16 protein-coding genes are annotated in these 16,354 nt (G+C 56.4%); 11 read left to right on the top strand and 5 right to left on the bottom strand.

The genetic code is table 11. The features are described 5' to 3' along the window. Nucleotides 1–33 precede the first annotated feature (33 nt). Genes WBP50_RS02310 through WBP50_RS02295 form a run of 4 tightly spaced genes read left to right on the top strand, consistent with a single transcriptional unit; the run spans nucleotide 34 to nucleotide 4,768 of the window. Nucleotides 34–966 carry a substrate-binding domain-containing protein gene (locus tag WBP50_RS02310; RefSeq protein ID WP_423931452.1) on the top strand — a complete coding sequence of 311 codons (933 nt, stop codon included), beginning with the start codon at nucleotides 34–36 and terminating at the stop codon, nucleotides 964–966. A gap of 5 nt (nucleotides 967–971) precedes the next feature. Further along, the gene (locus tag WBP50_RS02305) at nucleotides 972–2,231 is read left to right on the top strand and encodes a GGDEF domain-containing protein (protein ID WP_423931451.1); all 1,260 of its coding nucleotides are present in this window, start codon (nucleotides 972–974) and stop codon (nucleotides 2,229–2,231) included. Next, nucleotides 2,228–3,499, top strand: a complete 1,272-nt coding sequence (locus tag WBP50_RS02300; protein ID WP_423931450.1) for an ABC transporter permease — start codon at nucleotides 2,228–2,230, stop codon at nucleotides 3,497–3,499. Before WBP50_RS02305 ends, WBP50_RS02300 begins: the two co-directional genes overlap by 4 nt. A 15-nt stretch (nucleotides 3,500–3,514) precedes the next feature. Continuing rightward, on the top strand, nucleotides 3,515–4,768 hold the full coding sequence (locus WBP50_RS02295) for an ABC transporter permease (protein ID WP_423931449.1): 1,254 nt from the start codon (nucleotides 3,515–3,517) through the stop codon (nucleotides 4,766–4,768). Between the two features lie 4 nt (nucleotides 4,769–4,772). Here the strand turns inward: WBP50_RS02295 and WBP50_RS02290 are convergent, their stop codons facing one another. Next, nucleotides 4,773–4,943: a rubredoxin gene (locus WBP50_RS02290; RefSeq protein ID WP_423931448.1), complete on the bottom strand. Its 171-nt coding sequence runs from the start codon at nucleotides 4,941–4,943 to the stop codon at nucleotides 4,773–4,775. Next, entirely contained in the window at nucleotides 4,940–5,413 is a 474-nt protein-coding gene (locus WBP50_RS02285; protein WP_423931447.1) for a GNAT family N-acetyltransferase, read from the bottom strand. Before WBP50_RS02285 ends, WBP50_RS02290 begins: the two co-directional genes overlap by 4 nt. A 144-nt stretch (nucleotides 5,414–5,557) precedes the next feature. Here WBP50_RS02285 and WBP50_RS02280 point away from each other — a divergent pair, with 144 nt between their 5' ends. Continuing rightward, the gene (locus WBP50_RS02280; protein ID WP_423931446.1) at nucleotides 5,558–6,109 is read left to right on the top strand and encodes a lipocalin family protein; all 552 of its coding nucleotides are present in this window, start codon (nucleotides 5,558–5,560) and stop codon (nucleotides 6,107–6,109) included. Nucleotides 6,110–6,260: 151 nt separating this feature from the next. Then, nucleotides 6,261–6,896: a TMEM165/GDT1 family protein gene (locus tag WBP50_RS02275; RefSeq protein WP_423931445.1), complete on the top strand. Its 636-nt coding sequence runs from the start codon at nucleotides 6,261–6,263 to the stop codon at nucleotides 6,894–6,896. 69 nt (nucleotides 6,897–6,965) lie between these two features. Here WBP50_RS02275 and WBP50_RS02270 read toward each other — a convergent pair whose 3' ends face one another. Further along, nucleotides 6,966–9,521, bottom strand: coding sequence for a helicase HerA domain-containing protein (locus WBP50_RS02270; protein WP_423931444.1), 2,556 nt, complete (start codon nucleotides 9,519–9,521; stop codon nucleotides 6,966–6,968). A gap of 122 nt (nucleotides 9,522–9,643) precedes the next feature. On the opposite strand from WBP50_RS02270, the gene WBP50_RS02265 reads away from it, so the two are divergent. Continuing rightward, nucleotides 9,644–10,321: an ABC transporter ATP-binding protein gene (locus WBP50_RS02265; protein WP_423931443.1), complete on the top strand. Its 678-nt coding sequence runs from the start codon at nucleotides 9,644–9,646 to the stop codon at nucleotides 10,319–10,321. Beyond that, nucleotides 10,318–11,103, top strand: coding sequence for an ABC transporter permease (locus WBP50_RS02260; RefSeq protein WP_423931442.1), 786 nt, complete (start codon nucleotides 10,318–10,320; stop codon nucleotides 11,101–11,103). The genes WBP50_RS02265 and WBP50_RS02260 overlap by 4 nt, the downstream gene beginning before the upstream one ends. Here WBP50_RS02260 and lgt read toward each other — a convergent pair. After that, nucleotides 11,086–11,940, bottom strand: coding sequence for a prolipoprotein diacylglyceryl transferase (lgt, locus tag WBP50_RS02255; RefSeq protein ID WP_423931441.1), 855 nt, complete (start codon nucleotides 11,938–11,940; stop codon nucleotides 11,086–11,088). The two genes, WBP50_RS02260 and lgt, sit on opposite strands and share 18 nt — an antisense overlap. A 137-nt stretch (nucleotides 11,941–12,077) precedes the next feature. Here lgt and WBP50_RS02250 point away from each other — a divergent pair, with 137 nt between their 5' ends. The 3 genes from WBP50_RS02250 (at nucleotide 12,078) to WBP50_RS02240 (ending at nucleotide 15,787) form a co-directional block, all read left to right on the top strand. Continuing rightward, a complete protein-coding gene (locus tag WBP50_RS02250; protein ID WP_423931440.1) occupies nucleotides 12,078–13,274 on the top strand; it encodes an ATP citrate lyase citrate-binding domain-containing protein in 1,197 nt (398 codons plus the stop codon). A 63-nt stretch (nucleotides 13,275–13,337) separates the two neighbouring features. Continuing rightward, nucleotides 13,338–15,170 carry a citrate/2-methylcitrate synthase gene (locus tag WBP50_RS02245; RefSeq protein WP_423931439.1) on the top strand — a complete coding sequence of 611 codons (1,833 nt, stop codon included), beginning with the start codon at nucleotides 13,338–13,340 and terminating at the stop codon, nucleotides 15,168–15,170. A gap of 152 nt (nucleotides 15,171–15,322) precedes the next feature. Next, entirely contained in the window at nucleotides 15,323–15,787 is a 465-nt protein-coding gene (locus WBP50_RS02240) for a DUF6790 family protein (RefSeq protein WP_423931438.1), read from the top strand. Between the two features lie 205 nt (nucleotides 15,788–15,992). On the opposite strand, the gene WBP50_RS02235 is transcribed toward WBP50_RS02240, so the two are convergent. Further along, on the bottom strand, nucleotides 15,993–16,354 hold a 362-nt coding region (locus WBP50_RS02235; protein ID WP_423931437.1), incomplete at its 5' end, for a WD40 repeat domain-containing protein.

Here is a 16,354-nt window from a genome sequence, read left to right as displayed (position 1 = left end):
CAATTCTCGCGGGGTATTGCTATCATATGCTTTATGATTACAGGTAATAAGAACAGCGGAGACCGTAAACGGTCCGCAGGCGCAGCTTTCATGCGCTCATCACTGGCGGCGGCCCTGCTCGTCCTGTCGATGTCGGGGTGCGGCGCCGGCGGGGATGCGCGCACGTCGGCCACGGAAGGAACGCTTCGCCTTGCCGTCGACGCATCCCTTGCCGAAGCCGCGGTTTCGCAGGCGGAAATATTTTCCGCGCACTATCCGGAAGCGTCCGTAGCCGTCACGCCGGAGCTGACGGGAAAAACCCTCCTCACACTGCTTAAAAGGGAATCCGATGCCGTGCTCGTCAACGGCTCGCTCCTGCCGGAAGAGGACTCGCTGCTTGCGCGTCCGAAGCTCGGCGGCCGGAAGGAGCCTGTGGCCCGTGACGCGCTCATCTGCATTGTCAGCCGCCTGAGTCCGCTCGATTCGGTCTCCACCGGAGCGCTCGGAGCAGCGCTTTCCGGCAGGAACCCCTCGAAGACGGGGTTCATTGTATGGACTGCACGCAACGACTACCGCCTGCTTGCAACCCTGCGCCATCTGCTCGATACGGGAGACGCAGCGCTTCATGCCATGCAGACCGATTCCGACTCGCTGCTTGTCGAAAAAACAGCCGTCGACCCCAGGGCCGTCGGCCTGCTCTATCTTTCGGCCTGGAACACCCTCTCCCTTTCCGAAACGACACGGAGCCGGATCCGCATGCTTCCGGTTGCATCCGAAAAAGAGGGCTCAGGAGCCGTAATGCCTTCCGAACAGCATATTTATGACGGGCAGTACCCGCTTGCCACCCTTGTGTATTACATCTATATTCCCGGCAATCCTCTTGCCGCAGGTCTCGGGTCCTGGCTCTCCAGGGAGGGACAGAAAGGCTTTGAGCGGAACTATCTTGCGCCGCTGCGTCAGTTGCCGAGAACCATAATCCTGAAATGACAAGCATGAGCAGCGAGATACCCCTGAATCAGCCGGTTCACCTGAAACGCATCACTCTCGGCGCAGCGCTCTTTCTCCTGCTCCTCGGGCTCGTGATCGGGGGATTCATGCTCTACCGGAACATGCTTGTCGAGGATATGCAGCACAAGCAGGCGCTCTACCGCAACCTGGTCGAACTGAAGGGAAAAGTGGCCGGTTTCGAAAAAAACCGCGAACTTTCAAGCAGGGATGACGACGCGACGATCAAGGTCATGCAGTTCATGCTCGATGAGGTACTGGAGAGTGCCGCCATAGCGGGCAAACCCGATATTCCGGGCGTACTGATCCGGAAGCGGAACGATCGCGGCTACTTTTCGGCGGCCAACCGTGAAGTTTTCCTGCTCGCGCTCGACAACAGCACCCGGAAGGCCGACAAGGAGCTGCAGGGAGCACTCGATGCCAGTGTATGGGTCAGCAACGTATTTGTCATGACGCTTTCGCTTCTCGTTGCGGGATTCGTCATCGCCGCATGGCGACGGTTCTACATAATCTATACCATGACGCTGATACCGCTCTCGCGGCTTTCAGGCAAAGTCAGCCTCATCAACAAAAACATTCCGGAAAGCATTCATGATACGGCCGATGATATCCGCAACGACCTGGCCCTGACGCCGCACTCCTGGGAGATCTCCCGCATCACCGACACCATGGTGGACTTCTGCCGGGATATCGAAGCGAAAAACAAGAAACTCGACGAGCTCTACATTCGCGACGAGAAAACGAATCTGTACAACTACCGGCACTTCAAGGAACATCTCATCATGGAAATCGAACGTTCGAAACGGCTCGACGACAAGGTATCGATAGCCATGATCGATATCGATCACTTCAAGCACTATAACGACGAGAACGGACATGTGGCCGGAGACCAGGTGCTGGAGCAGCTTGCCGGCATTATCGGCACCACCTGCCGCACATCCGACATGCCCTCGAGGTTCGGAGGGGAGGAGTTTGCCGTGCTTTTTCCCCGAACGGGAATCGACACCTCCATGCAGATTTCCGACCGTCTGCGCATGATCATCAGCGCCGAACCGGTTGCGCATGAAAAAAAACAGCCGGGTGGACGCCTGACGGTAAGTATCGGCATTGCAACCTTTCCTGACGATGCACAGGACTGGTATACCCTGGTCAACAATGCCGACCGGGCGCTCTATCATGCCAAATCCGCCGGCCGCAACAACGTATGCGCATTTTCGGCAATCAAGAGCGGAGATGAAGGCAAATGAAACCGGTTCTCTATATAGCCCGGCGCTTCGCCTTCCGGGAGCGCACCGGATCAAGGCCGGCGTTTATCGTGCTGGCATCGGTCATCGGCATCGCCGTAGGCACGGCGGCTCTGATTCTGACGCTTTCCATCGTCAAGGGGTTTGCCGGAAGCGTCGAGGGCAAGCTGATCAGCTTTACCTCGCACATACAGGTGCGTCAGGGAGACGAACAGTACTTTCCCGCAAGCCGATACGAACAGGGCCTCATCGCGGGTTTTCCGGGTGTCGTCTCGGCCTCGCCCTTTCTTGAAAAAAGCTTCATTCTCCGCAGCCGTCCCGGAGAGAAAAAAGGGTCGGCGGCGGTACGCCCCGTCGTGCTGAAGGGGATAACCGCCCTTGAGCGCAAGGCGTTCCTGAAACAGTATCTGATCGGCGGTGAGGGACGTCGGCAGCCGACGGAAAACGGGATACTCTCCCTCTATATCGGAAAAACGCTTGCCGAACAGCTCGGCGTGAAAAGCGGCCAGAAAGTTCTGCTTGCCGGACTGGACCGTGAGGTGAAAGATGGCATCAGCAGCGGAAACCGGGATATCGTGGACCTTTTCGCCTCCCTCGATCTTGAAGCCGCAAGGATCAGCGGCATTTACGACACCGGGCTGCAGGACGGGTTCGACGATGTGGTGGTTATCGCCTCGCTCGACGAGGTTCAGAAGCGCTTTCATCCCGACATGATCAGCGGTTACGATGTGCGGGTGGGGGATCTGTCGAAGATCGGCACGATTTCGGGAGAGCTGGCCCGGCAACTCGGATTTCCGTTCTACACCTATACGGTGTTCGAGCGCTATGCGAACCTTTTCGAGTGGCTCAAGCTCCAGAAAAACATCTCGCCCTTGCTCATCATAACCATTACCGTCGTTGCGGTATTCAATATCATCTCGACGCTCCTGGTGCTGGTTATCGAAAAAACGCGCGAAATCGGCATGCTGATCGCCCTGGGGCTCGAGCCCGGGAAAATCAGGCTGATTTTTTTAGGCCAGTCCATCCTCATCTCGCTGGCAGGAGTGGCCGCAGGAGCCGCAGTCGCCCTCTCGCTGACCCTTTTCGAACAGCGATTTCATCTGATAACCCTTCCCGAGAAGAGTTATTTCATCAAGTATGTGCCGCTGATGATCGATCCACTCGACTATCTTATGGTGGGCCTCGCCGTCATTTTTCTGACCATGCTTTTCGCCTTCATACCGGCAAGAATCGCATCATCGCTCAATCCCGGAACGGCGCTGACTACCTGATCTAATTTTTCCCGTATGAAAACAGCATTATGGATTGCCCGCAGGTTCAGCTTTGCCCGCAAACGCTTCAGGATTATCAATGTGATCTCTGCAATCAGCCTTGCCGGGATCATCGTGGGAGTGAGCACCCTCCTTATCGTGATGAGCGTCCTGAACGGCTTTCAGAAGCTCGCATACGACATGTTCACCACCATTGAAGGCGAGGTTCAGCTGGTTTCCCGCAGCGACGGCGGCATCAGCGTCAGCGACAGCCTGCTTCAGGCCCTGGCATCGGTCGAAGGGGTGGCGGCTGCCGAACCGTTTGCCGAAGGGGAGGCAATCATGTCGTCGGGCGGCGGAAAAAGCGAACTGGTCATGATCAGAGGACTCAGCGGGGAGGGTCAGCGGGAACTGATGCGAAGGACCTCGGCCATCAAGCCCTTTTTCAGCGGAGAGACGGTTTCCGCCGGCGATCTGCTTGCCGGACGCCTGGAGCTTTCGCCCTTCAGCGAGGTCAGGCTGTTCAGCCCAGAACTGATCAGCGTCGGTCTTGAACTGCTTTCGGAGCCCTACATGCTGGCCGCTCTGAGAATCCCCGAAACGAAGGTTTCCTCGACATTCTCCCTGCAGAAACTCTTCGACGACCGCTATGTGCTCGCGCCTAACGAATTTGCCCGCAAAGTGCTGCTTCTTGGCGGCGACCGGTACAGCGGCATCGATATCAGGGCCGAAAAGGGCGTCTCGGGCCGCAAACTCCTGAAACGTCTCGAAGCGAGGATTACCGGCACGCCTCTCGGGCGGAGCTGCACCCTGAGGCCTCTGGAAAAAAAGTACGGGGATATCTTCGCGGTCATGGAGCTGGAAAAATGGGCAAGCTTCAGCGTCCTGATGCTGGTGGTGCTTGTCGCCGCGCTCAGCCTTACAGGCTCCCTTGCCATGACGGCAATCGACAAGCAGAAAGAGCTTTTCTACCTCCGGTGTCTCGGGCTGGAACGGCCTCAGTTCATGGGAATTTTTCTGATCCAGGGCACCATGACCGGCATAGCCGGAACCGCCGCCGGATCGCTGCTGGCATGGATCGTCTGCCGGCTTCAGGAGGCCTACGGTCTCGTCCGCCTGCCATCGCAAAGCGCATTCGTCATCCAGTCATATCCCGTAAGCATGCACGCCTCCGACTTTTTTGCCGTAGGCCTGACCGCCGTCGCCCTGAGTTTTCTGGTGAGCCTCTATCCCGCCCGCAAGGCAGCGGCTATCGCCGTAAACCATTCGCTCGACAGCAAGGCCAACTAACCGTTCAGGCGGCAACCATAGGATCGAAGCCGCTTTTCCGCTCGCTGCATACCGGGCAGCACCAGTTGCCGGGAAGCTGTTCGAACGCTGTTGCCGGACGGATCCGGCTTTCGGGATCGCCGTCGGCAGGATCGTAAAGATAGCCGCACTCACGGCACTGCCAGCACCCGTTCACGGGGTTTCTCCCTGATTGTCAAGCTGTTTTCTGAGCACTACCATCGATGATGGCGTAAAACCAGCCCGGTGATAGAAATTCAGGGCGGCGGTATTGTCGTGATCCGTCAGCAGGGTTATTCTGCCCAGCCCCTCATGCCGGGCAAACTCCACGGAGTGGGCGATAAGTCGGGCGCCGATTCCCTGTGCGCGGAACGCCGGATCGACAATCATGTCTTCGAGCAGGGCGACTTTTTTGCCGAGAAAGGTGCTGACGGTAAAGAGCAGCATCACCATGCCGGCTATCCTGCCGCCGGTTTCACAGACAAACACCCGACCGGTCTGCGGGCTGTCGAGAACGAGTTCCAGGCCCCGTCTCTGGGCAACCGGGTCCGGAGTGAATTCCCGTTCCGCCGCAAACAGCATGCCGAGCAGTTCGGCGCATCGTCCGATATCGGCGGTTACGGCCTCTCTGATTCTTATATGCGCCATAGACACAGGTTCTGGTTGAAAAAATGACGATCTCCACAAGAAGTGCATTGCCGTTAAGTTAACATTTCAGGGCGGGACGCAAAGCGGGGAAAAGCCGGGTGGAAAATTCTGAAACTTATCGGCGGAGTTCCGGGTTTCACTGAAGTGAAAGAAAAAAAGCGGCGACAGCTCCTGGAGCGTATGCTGCGGCCAAGGATTTTAGTCACAAGCCATATCGCCATGTCGTTTTTCAGAAAGAAAACCCGTATCCCTGCGTCACTGCATACCGTAGAAGCTGTGGATGTCGCCCGTTACTGCGGCACCTGGTATGAAGCCGCTTCGATTCCCCGTAAACGCCAGAAAAGATGCGCCAACACCAAGGCGGAGTACACCCTCACGCCGGAAGGCAAGGTTCGCGTCGTCAACTCCTGCCGCAGGCATGGAAAAACGGTTTCGATAAAGGCTCTGGGATCTCCGGTGTCCGGCAGCGGCAACGCATGGCTGAAGGTGCGGTTTTTCGGCATCATCAATGCCGATTACCGGGTCATCGAACTTGCTGCGGACTACTCCTGGGCCGTTGTTTCCAATACTACCGGATCGGGACTCTGGGTGCTCAGCCGCACGCCCTATCCGGACAGGACCGTTTATGACGGCATCATGGAAAAGCTGCGGAGCCGGGGCATTGAAACCTCGGGAATAGAGAAAACCGCTCAGTGATGCATGGGGAATTTTCCCCGAAAAACAGTGTTTCCGGCTTTTAAAACCCCCGTTTTTCCGCTATACTTGTCCTCTTTCATCCGCAGGTTACGGGCATCGCTGTTTATGGAACAGATGCCCTTGAGGATTCAGGCAATGCTAACAACCGGCTATGGACGCTTTCTGGCTCTCGCTCGTCATGATTTTTCTGGCTGAACTCGGCGACAAAACGCAGCTTGTCGCCCTGACGCTCGCCACCTGTTACAACACGAAAACCGTTCTCTGGGGCATTTTCTGGGCCACCCTCGCCATTCATGTTTTTTCCGCCGGCATCGGCTGGTTCCTCGGTGAAAGGCTTCCTGCCGACTGGATAGGCTTCATCGCCGGCGCAGCCTTTGTCATTTTCGGTTTCTGGACACTCCGGGGGGATCATCTCGACGATGAAGATGCCAGCTGCAAAAGAACCATCCACCCGTTCTGGCTTGTCTTTACAACATTCTTCATGGCCGAACTTGGCGATAAAACCATGCTTTCGACCATAACGCTTGCTACAAACAACCCGTTTCTGCCGGTCTGGATCGGCTCGACCATCGGCATGGTGATCTCCGACGGCCTGGCTATCGTAGTAGGAAAAATGCTCGGCAAGAGACTGCCCGAAAAAACCATTCAGGTCGGAGCCGCAGTCATATTCTTCCTGTTCGGCGCTGTCAGCATGTATCAGGGCGGTGCGGCTTTTCCGCCCGGGGTCTGGGGTGTCGCTCTTGCGGTGATTGCCGCTGTCGGTTTTTTCTTTTTGCGCAAGTCCTGAGAGAAACCCGATCCGGCGTTTTTTTTATTCCGGCGGGAGTGCAGGGGCAACCCCCGCCGGAACAGGTCTTCAGGTTTCGCCGTCGGCGAGCGCGTAGGCCGGCAGGGTAAGTGTTGTCGCTCCGTCAGGGCCGTCAACGGAGAGCCTCCAGGAGGGGAGCCAGCCGAGGGCAACGAAATCGACCGACACGTCACTGCGGCGCGGAACCAGCTCTTCGCTCGTCAGGGCGGCTTCAGGATTTTCCCACCTTGCGGAAATCTCACGGACCCGGTCCTGCATTTCCGCACCGACCTTTTCCTGTTCCCGCTGCAGCTCCTCTATGGTTTCGGTTGACTCATCGATATCGGCCTTCGCGTTCGAGGTCATTCTTCGGCGGGTAAGGGCGCTGCCGATGCCCCGCGTGCTTTTTCTGCCGAGAAAGAAACCAAGCACGCTTTCTCCAAGCCCGACCAGTTCGCTGGTTTTGCGGCTCCTGTGTTCGGCTTCGTCCTGGGCAAGCTCCCGCTCCTCCCGTCTGATTTTTTCACTGATGCGCTCGAGCTGGGGCTCAAACTTCTTTTCAAGCGCATCGACCTCCCGGTCGCGGTTTTCCCTTGCCGCCTGCTGCAGGCGGATGGTGAAATCCCGTTCACTCTCGCCGCTGCGACGGAAAAGTCCGGTTCCGGGATGAACGGTCAGCTGAAAACGGGAGTGCTGGTAGAGCCAGTCGGCAAAGGGCTGGCCGAAAGCCGCGAGATTGCGTGGCGTACTGAGGTTTTCCGGAAGCGACGCGAATGCCGCCGCGCGGCTGTCCGGCATGCCGGACAGGGACGACTGCGCCATGCCAAGCGTTTCGCTCTCTTCCCATGAAGCCGTTCCGGCCGCGGACGGAGAGGGAAAGGCGGCCATTACCAGACGCCGGTTTTCACTGATGGCCCGCTTGCGGTCGGAAAAGGCCACCGAAGCCGAACCGATAACCGCCGGCTCGTAGACCAGCTGTTCGGCACTCACCGACGGCAGGCTTCCCGAATTCCGGGCATGATTTTCAAGAGCCGCCCTGGCGTCGAAACGGACCGGAACGAACACCTGCTTCATCGAAGGATCGAGTCCCGGAGGGTTCGGGCTGAATCCGCAGGGCAGTGTGCCGCCGCCTTCACGGGCATCTTTTGCGGCCGCAGCCGGAGTTGCCGCTGCCGCGGTGGCAACCGCCGGCCCGGCCTCTCCTGGGGCTTTGCGGGGGTCCATGAGTTTCCTGATCTGCGGTCTTGTCATCGGTCCGGAGAGGTAACTCATCGCCCATCGGGTCTGAAAGACGACCGGACGGTCTTCGTGAACATTGTGGAGCAGAAAAACCCGGTTGCCCAGCTGGCTGATGATGCTGTCGTAATCGACGGAGCCGCCCGATCCTCCGGCCTCTGAAATGGCGCTTTTGAGCCCTTCGAGCACCCGCTGCTTGTCGCGTTCGGCCTGAAGTTTTCCGATGAACCAGGTTCCGGTATTGGTCAGACCCTTGTAGTCGAGATCGACCGGGTTCTGGGTAACCAGCACGCAGCCAACGCCGAAAGCGCGGGCCTGCTTGAGCAGCGTGAGAAGCGGGCGTTTGGAGGGCGGCTCGGCAACGGGAGGAAGATATCCGAAAACCTCGTCGAAGTAGAGGAGCGCCCTGAGGCTGGAGGTTCCGGATTGCGCGCGGGTCCAGGTCAGTATGTTTTCAAGGAGCAGCGTGACGAAAAACATCCGTTCGCTCTCCGAAAGATGGGCCAGATAGAAGATGCTGTGGCGAGGCTTTCCCCCGGCGGTATAGAGCATCCGGTCGATATCGAGCGGGTCTCCCTCGAGCCAGCTCTGGAAGGAAGGGGAGGCTATCAGGGAGTTGAAGGCCATGGCAAGCTCGAATCGCTCTTTTTCGGGATAGAACGTGTTGACATCGAACACGCCGACCTGTCGCATGGGAGGATTCTGGATCGAGGTGATCAGGGCCGCAAGATCGAGATCCTGGCCTTTTTTCCAGAAGTGTTCGAAAATGCCGGCCAGCAGAATCGATTCACGGCTTCTGGTGGGATCGGCCTTGATGCCTGCCAGCCCGAGCAGGGCGCTTACCGTGCCGCCGATGCGTTCACGGATGGTTTCGGCATGTTCCTCGAAATCGAGAGGGGGAGCGGCCAGACTTCCGAGAATGCTGACCGGCACGCCGGTTTCGGAACCGGGTGTGTATATGGTATAGTCGGCGCTCTGCCCGAGCTGCCGTATCCTGTCCGGAGCTATTCCCCAGTCGGCAAGTCCGGTTTTCCACTGTTCGGCGGTCGATGCCGCAAGCTCCTCGGAGCTTTTTCCCTTGCGGCGGGCGTCATCCTCATTGATCCAGGGCAGGAAATTTTCCGGCAGGAGATCCGGAAACTGCAACAGGAGATTGGTCATGTCCCCCTTGGGATCGATCAGAATAACCGGAACCTTGTCCAGCGCCGCCTCTTCGAGCAGACCGATGCAGAGACCGGTTTTGCCGCTTCCGGTCATACCGACGCAGACGGCATGGGTTGTAAGGTCCCGCGCGTCGTAATGCACGGGTTTCTCGAGGCGCTGCGACGAGGCAAGGTCATATTCAGCGCCGAGATAAAAAGAGCCGAGTCGTTCTTCGGGTGCCTGCATAAGCTTTGTTCTGGTTATATTTTCCCGAGGGCCTGACGCCGTCGTTCTGCCTGCGTTTACTTACGATGTTTCCTTTAATAAACATCTATTTATCGATCTTTTCAAGATACCGAAACCCGGATATGAACCAGTCGCTGCTTGAAATCAGAAACCTCGCTTTCACCTATCCGGGCGCTTCCTTACCGGTATTCGAGAGGCTCGATCTTGCCGTCCGGAGCGGAGAGTTCATTCTGATAAAGGGCCCTTCGGGAACCGGCAAGTCCACGCTGCTGCGCCTTATCTGCCGTCTGAACCAGCCGCAGGACGGCACCGTCCTTTTCAGGGGACGCGACATCACCGTCATCCCTCCGGCCGCGCTCCGCTCGTCGATAAGTTATGTGGCCCAGCTTCCGCAGATGATCGACGCTCCGGTGGGAGAGAATCTGCTGCTGCCGTTCTCCTTCAGGGCGAACAGCAAAAAGAGGGCGCCGCAACCGGAAACGCTTTACCGGATGCTCGACGAGTTCTATCTCGGCGGCATCACGCTCGAACAGTCGGCCCTGAAACTCTCCGCCGGCCAGAAACAGCGGCTGGCCATCATGCGCTCGATCCTCCAGGAACCTGAAATGATGCTCCTCGACGAACCCACATCGGCGCTCGATCCTGAAAGCGCCGCCATGGTTTTTTCGATCATGGAACGGCTCAACCGTACGGAAAAAATGACCATCATGACCGTAACACACAGCGATTACCGTCCGGAAACCCTCCGGGGAATCGTTTACCGGCTTGAAAACAGAACCCTTCAGCTCAGAGAGGAATGAACCGTATCATCGATATTTCCACAGGAAAGCTGCTGCTCGCCTTTGTATTCATCATCGTGGCGCAGGCCAGCTCGATCTTCTACCATCTGGGACTCGGCCGGGACATTGCCATCGGGGCGCTTCGCACCTTCGCGCAGCTCTTTCTGATGGGGTATGTGCTCACCTTCATTCTCGGTTCCGAAAATCTGCCGCTGACCATCGCCATATTTGCCATCATGGTGATTTCGGCAATGTCCATCATAAAGGGGCGGGTGAAGGAAAAACAGGTCGCCTACATCCTGCCGACCTTTCTGACCATGCTGGTCACCTACTTCGCGACGGCATTTTTTGTTTCCGGCATCATAGTCGATTCCACACCATGGTGGGAGCCCCGCTACTTCATTCCTACGGGCGGCATGGTTATCGGCAATTCGATGTCGGCAATCGCCATCGCTCTCGAACGGCTGTTCAGCGAGATGCGCCAGCGACGGGAGGTGGTGGAGATGAAGCTCGCCCTGGGAGCCGATTTCAGGGAGGCGAGCGACGATGTTTTCAGAAATGCCGTCACGTCGGGCATGATCCCTTCGATCAACGCCATGATGGGAGTTGGACTGGTGTTCATTCCCGGTATGATGTCCGGTCAGATACTTTCCGGTACGGATCCTCTTGTCGCCATCCGCTACCAGATCGTCGTGATGTTCATGCTGGTGGGATCGACCGCCGTAACCTCGATTATCGTCATGCTGATCGTGCGCAAACGCTGTTTCGGCAGCGGGGAAGAGGTGTTACTCTCTTCCCGGTGAATCCTTGGCTCCTCTTGCCTGCACCATGACGGCAACTCCGGCGATCATCATGACGAAGCAGAGCACCTGGCCCATGGAAAAGTCCAGGAAAACAAAGCCAAGATGGGCATCCGGCTCACGGAAAAACTCTATGAAAAACCTGACGAATCCGTACCCCAGAAGGTAGAGTCCCGAAAGAAACCCCGGATACGGAGACTTTTTGCGCAGGGCCCAGAGAATGACAAACATCACGATTCCCTCGAAAAACGCTTCGTAAAGCTGGGAGGGGTGACGCAGCTCCACCGTGGGAGCCATGGGAAAGTACATGCCGACAGCCGCATCGGTTACCCTTCCGTAGAGCTCGCCGTTGATGAAATTGCCGAGCCGTCCGAAGGTGTAGCCGAGGGGAAGGGCGGGAAGGAAGAGGTCGAAAATTTCCAGAAATCCTTTCTTCTGCGTTCGGGAAAAAAACCACATGGCAAGCACCACGCCGATCACCCCGCCGTGATAGGACATTCCCGTTATGCCGGCAAAGCTGCAGCCGCCCGATGCAAAAGACCACGGAATGAGCGTTCCGAGCGGATCGGCAAAAAAGCTGTCCAGCCCGTAGAAAAAGATATAGCCCAGCCGACCCCCGAGCACGACGCCGACCATGGCCCAGGTAAGGGCGTCTCCGACGAACTGGCGGTCGAAGCCGGTTTTTTCGGTTTTCAGGCGATAAAGCGTAAGCAGCCAGACTATCGCAAAGGCGATGATGTACATCATGCCATACCACCGAACGGCAAATCCTCCCAATGAGATAATCACCGGATTCATCTGTGAAGGCAGGTGCTGCCACCAGAAGAGAAAATCATTCATATAAACTGGATTTTCGTAAAGTTTCCCAAAATTAACAATTCTAAACTGTTGGATTACATAGAAATATAGTTAACTTAAAATCTTGCGCTTTTCTTTGTTTATTTCATTTACCCAAAACATATAAACAAACCAATAGTATGGCTAAGATACTTGAAGGGCCGGCTATGAAACTTTTCAATAAGTGGGGCATTCCTGTGCCCAACTATGTGGTTATCATGGACCCCAACCGGCTTGAACAACTTGGTGAAGCTAATAAATGGCTGAGAGAATCAAAACTTGTTGTCAAAGCTCACGAGGCTGTCGGCGGACGTTTCAAACTGGGTCTTGTCAAGCTCGGCCTGAATCTCAGGGAGGCCGTAGAGGCAGCCCGTGAGATGATCGGGCGCGAGATCGGCACCGCTGCCGTCCGTCAGGTCATTGTAGCCGAGATGCTCGAGCACGATGAGGAGTACTACGTCTGCATAAACGGCAACCGTGACGGCGCAGAAGTGCTGCTGTCCAACCGGGGCGGTGTCGATATCGAGGAGAACTGGGATACGGTTCGCCGTCTCTTCATACCCATCGATGAGAACCCCTCCATCGAACGACTCACGGAATTTGCCTGCGAAGCCGGTTTCAGCGGCGAAATCGCGGAACGTGTCGGCAAGATCGTATCGCGGCTCGTCCTCTGTTTCGACAACGAAGACGCCCAGTCCATCGAGATCAACCCGCTCGTGATCCGCAAAAGCGACATGCGCTTTGCCGCACTCGATGCGGTCATGAATGTGGACTACGATGCCCGTTTCCGCCATGCCGACTGGGACTTCAAACCGGTTTCGGAAATCGGCCGTCCCTTCACCGATGCTGAACTGCAGATCATGGAGATCGATGCCCGCATCAAGGGATCGGTAAAGTTCGTCGAGGTGCCCGGCGGCGAAGTCGCCCTTCTGACGGCAGGCGGCGGCGCTTCGGTATTCTATTCCGATGCCGTCGTGGCAAGAGGCGGAACCATCGCCAACTATGCCGAATATTCAGGCGATCCGTCCGACTGGGCGGTTGAAGCCCTGACGGAAACCGTATGCGCCCTTCCGAACATCAGGCATATCATTGTAGGCGGCGCCATCGCGAACTTCACCGACGTCAAGGCGACCTTCAACGGTATTATCAACGGATTCCGCGAAAGCAAATCGAAAGGCTATCTCGAAAATGTGAAAATCTGGGTGAGAAGGGGCGGTCCGAACGAAAATCAGGGACTTGCCGCCATCAGAAAACTGCAGGACGAGGGCTTTGACATCCATGTGTACGACCGCAGTATGCCGATGACCGATATTGTCGACCTCGCACTGAATTCGTAAGGTGACGGTATCCTTAACTACCAATTATAAAGGAACTTATAACTTTTTAATCAGGAAAGAATCGTGAGTATATTAGCAAACAGGGATACACAGGTTGTCATCATTGGCGGTGTTGCCGGCCTGAATGCCGCAAGGAGGATGGCGCAGTTCGACTTTCTGGTCAACCGGCCGCTCTCCGTTCAGGCATTCGTCTATCCCCCCGAAGAGGGCCAGCAGAAAGAGATCTATCGCGGCGGTGAACTGAAAAACGTCCCGGTATATTCCTCGCTCGACGATGCGCTGGCTGAAAATCCGGGCATAAATACCGCTCTTATCTATATAGGGGCAAACCGCGCATACCTGGCGGCAAAGGAAGCCATCGAGGCCGAAAACATCCAGCTGGTTTCGATGATTACCGAAGGCGTTCCGGAAAAGGATGCAAAAAGACTGAGAAAACTTGCCATTGCAAACGGCAAACTCTTCAACGGACCATCTTCGATCGGCATCATGTCGGCAGGGGAGTGCCGCCTCGGCGTTATCGGCGGAGAGTTCAAGAACCTCAAGCTCTGCAACCTCTACCGTTCGGGCTCATTCGGCGTCATCACCAAATCGGGCGGCCTGTCCAACGAAGCGATGTGGCTCTGCGCCCAGAACGGCAACGGCATCACCACGGCCGTAGCCATCGGCGGCGACGCTTATCCGGGCACCGATTTCGTCACCTATCTGGAAATGTTCGAAAAGGACCCTGAAACCAAAGCCGTCGTCATTGTCGGCGAGGTCGGCGGAACCCTTGAAGATGAAGCCGCAGAGTGGCTGGCCGCTGAAAAGCGCCGCATCCGTCTTATCGCCACCATCGGAGGCACCTGCCAGGAGGTTCTGCCCCAGGGCATGAAATTCGGCCATGCCGGCGCCAAAGAGGGCAAGAAAGGCATCGGTTCGGCACGCTCCAAGATGAACGCGCTGCGTGAAGCCGGCGCTCTGGTGCCCGACACCTTCGGCGGTCTTTCAAAATGCATCAGGCAGGTTTACGAAGAGCTGCTCGCCGACGGAAGCATCAAGCCGGAACCGGAGATCGACGAGGCGCTGCTGCCCGAGCTGCCGCTGAAAGTTCAGGAAATCATGAAGCAGGGCGAAGTTATCGTCGAACCGCTCATTCGCACCACCATTTCCGACGACCGCGGCGAAGAGCCCCGTTATGTCGGTTATGCCGCTTCGGAACTCTGCGAGAAGGGTTACGGCATCGAGGATGTCCTCAGCCTGCTCTGGAGCAAGAGGCTGCCTTCGCGTGAAGAGTCGGAAATCATCAAACGCATCATCATGATCTCCGCCGATCACGGTCCGGCCGTGTCGGGTGCATTCGGAGCCATTATCGGCGCCTGTGCCGGCATCGATCTGCCCCAGGCGGTTTCGGCAGGCATGACCATGATCGGCCCCCGTTTCGGCGGAGCGGTCACCAACGCCGGCAAGTACTTCAAGTACGGCGTCAAGGAGTACCCGAACGACATCGCGGGATTCCTTTCATGGATGAAGCAGAACGTCGGCCCCGTACCCGGAATCGGCCACAGGGTGAAAAGCGTCAAGAATCCCGACAAGCGCGTGAAGTACCTGGTGGACTACGTGAAGAACCACACCTCGCTGCACACGCCTTGTCTCGACTATGCGCTCGAGGTCGAAAAGATCACCACGTCGAAAAAGGACAACCTGATTCTCAACGTGGACGGAACCATCGGCTGTATTCTTGTCGATCTGGACTTCCCGGAACAGTCGCTCAACGGCTTCTTCGTTCTGGCCCGTACCATCGGCATGATCGGCCACTGGATCGATCAGACCACGCAGGGATCGAAGCTGATCAGGCTGTACGACTATCTGATCAACTACGCCGTAAAGGAAGAGCGCGAAGTGCCCGAAAAGAAGTAAGGCAACTGGCGACATCTTTACGATCTGACCATATGACCATAGAGGCCGTCCCGGAACTGAAAACCGGGACGGCCTTTTTTTGTCCAGAAAAACAGGAAATACGCTATATTATTAAATTATAAACCGTTAACGAACAGCAAGCCCATACCCCCATGATCATAAAATTGCTCGAGGCCCTGCGTATCGCAGGAACCTTTCTTGGCGTTTTTCTTGCGTATTATTACGGCGATTCACCCGAAGAGGTGCTGCGCATCATGACACCGTGGTTTGTCGGTTCGATTGCAGGACTTTCGGCAATAGAGGGACTTTTTTTCGGAGATGAGGCGGCAAAGGAGAAAGGATTCGAAGGGCGCAGCAACTACCAGCGCCAGAACGCCTTCTGGTTCCTTGCCGTGGCCGTAACGTCACTGGTCGCGTTTATCGCACACTGGGACGCCTATGCGAACGTCGCCGTGGTATCGGTTTTTTGCCTGTTCCTGATTCTTTCAGCAGCCAACCATACCTGGTCGATGATAGCGGAAAGAAACACAAAATGGCAAAACGTCATCCGTCCGGTCCTGACGGCACTCCTTACCGCAGCCTTCTGGCATCCGGTAACCGGGGTACTCTTCAAATAACCTCGTCGTTCGGGGAAGTGCATACCAAAAAACCCCGCAGGGAGCCCAAAACCGCCTGCCGGGCTGCCCTGCCATTTTGTTGTATAATATAAATTATGTAAAGCTAACGATATCATAACTATTATTATACAACAAGCAATAATCATAATTACAGAGCATCTCTTATGCCTCTGTTTTCAATTTCCCTCTCCTGAAATCAATGTAATCACTGAAGACTTCGAGTTAATGAATCTGTCGGATCGTCGAGCAACTCGATTGGCAGACGACGACAGCCATCAGCAAGCCCGATCCACCGCCAGGCCTCTTTCGATGCCGAAAGCAGCTTTAGCTCCGTTTCACTCCATGAAGCGGTTTCATTGTTCGGCAGGTTTGCCATCGTTATGAGGCAGTTGCCGGAGGCGGCATCCCAGAGCTTGAGGGTTTTGTCGGAAGAGCCGGAAATGATGCGCGAGCCGTCCGGGCTGAAAGCTGCGGCCATGACTCCGTTTGCCTGGCCGGAGAGGGTCATGAGGCAGTTGCCGGAGGCGGCATCCCAGAGCTTGAGGGTTTTGTCGGAAGAGCCGGAAA

Source organism: Chlorobium sp., from assembly GCF_049593655.1.
Taxonomy (GTDB): domain Bacteria; phylum Bacteroidota; class Chlorobiia; order Chlorobiales; family Chlorobiaceae; genus Chlorobium.
Note: the sequence above shows the minus strand (reverse complement) of the source record. Positions and strands in the feature narration are given on the sequence as shown.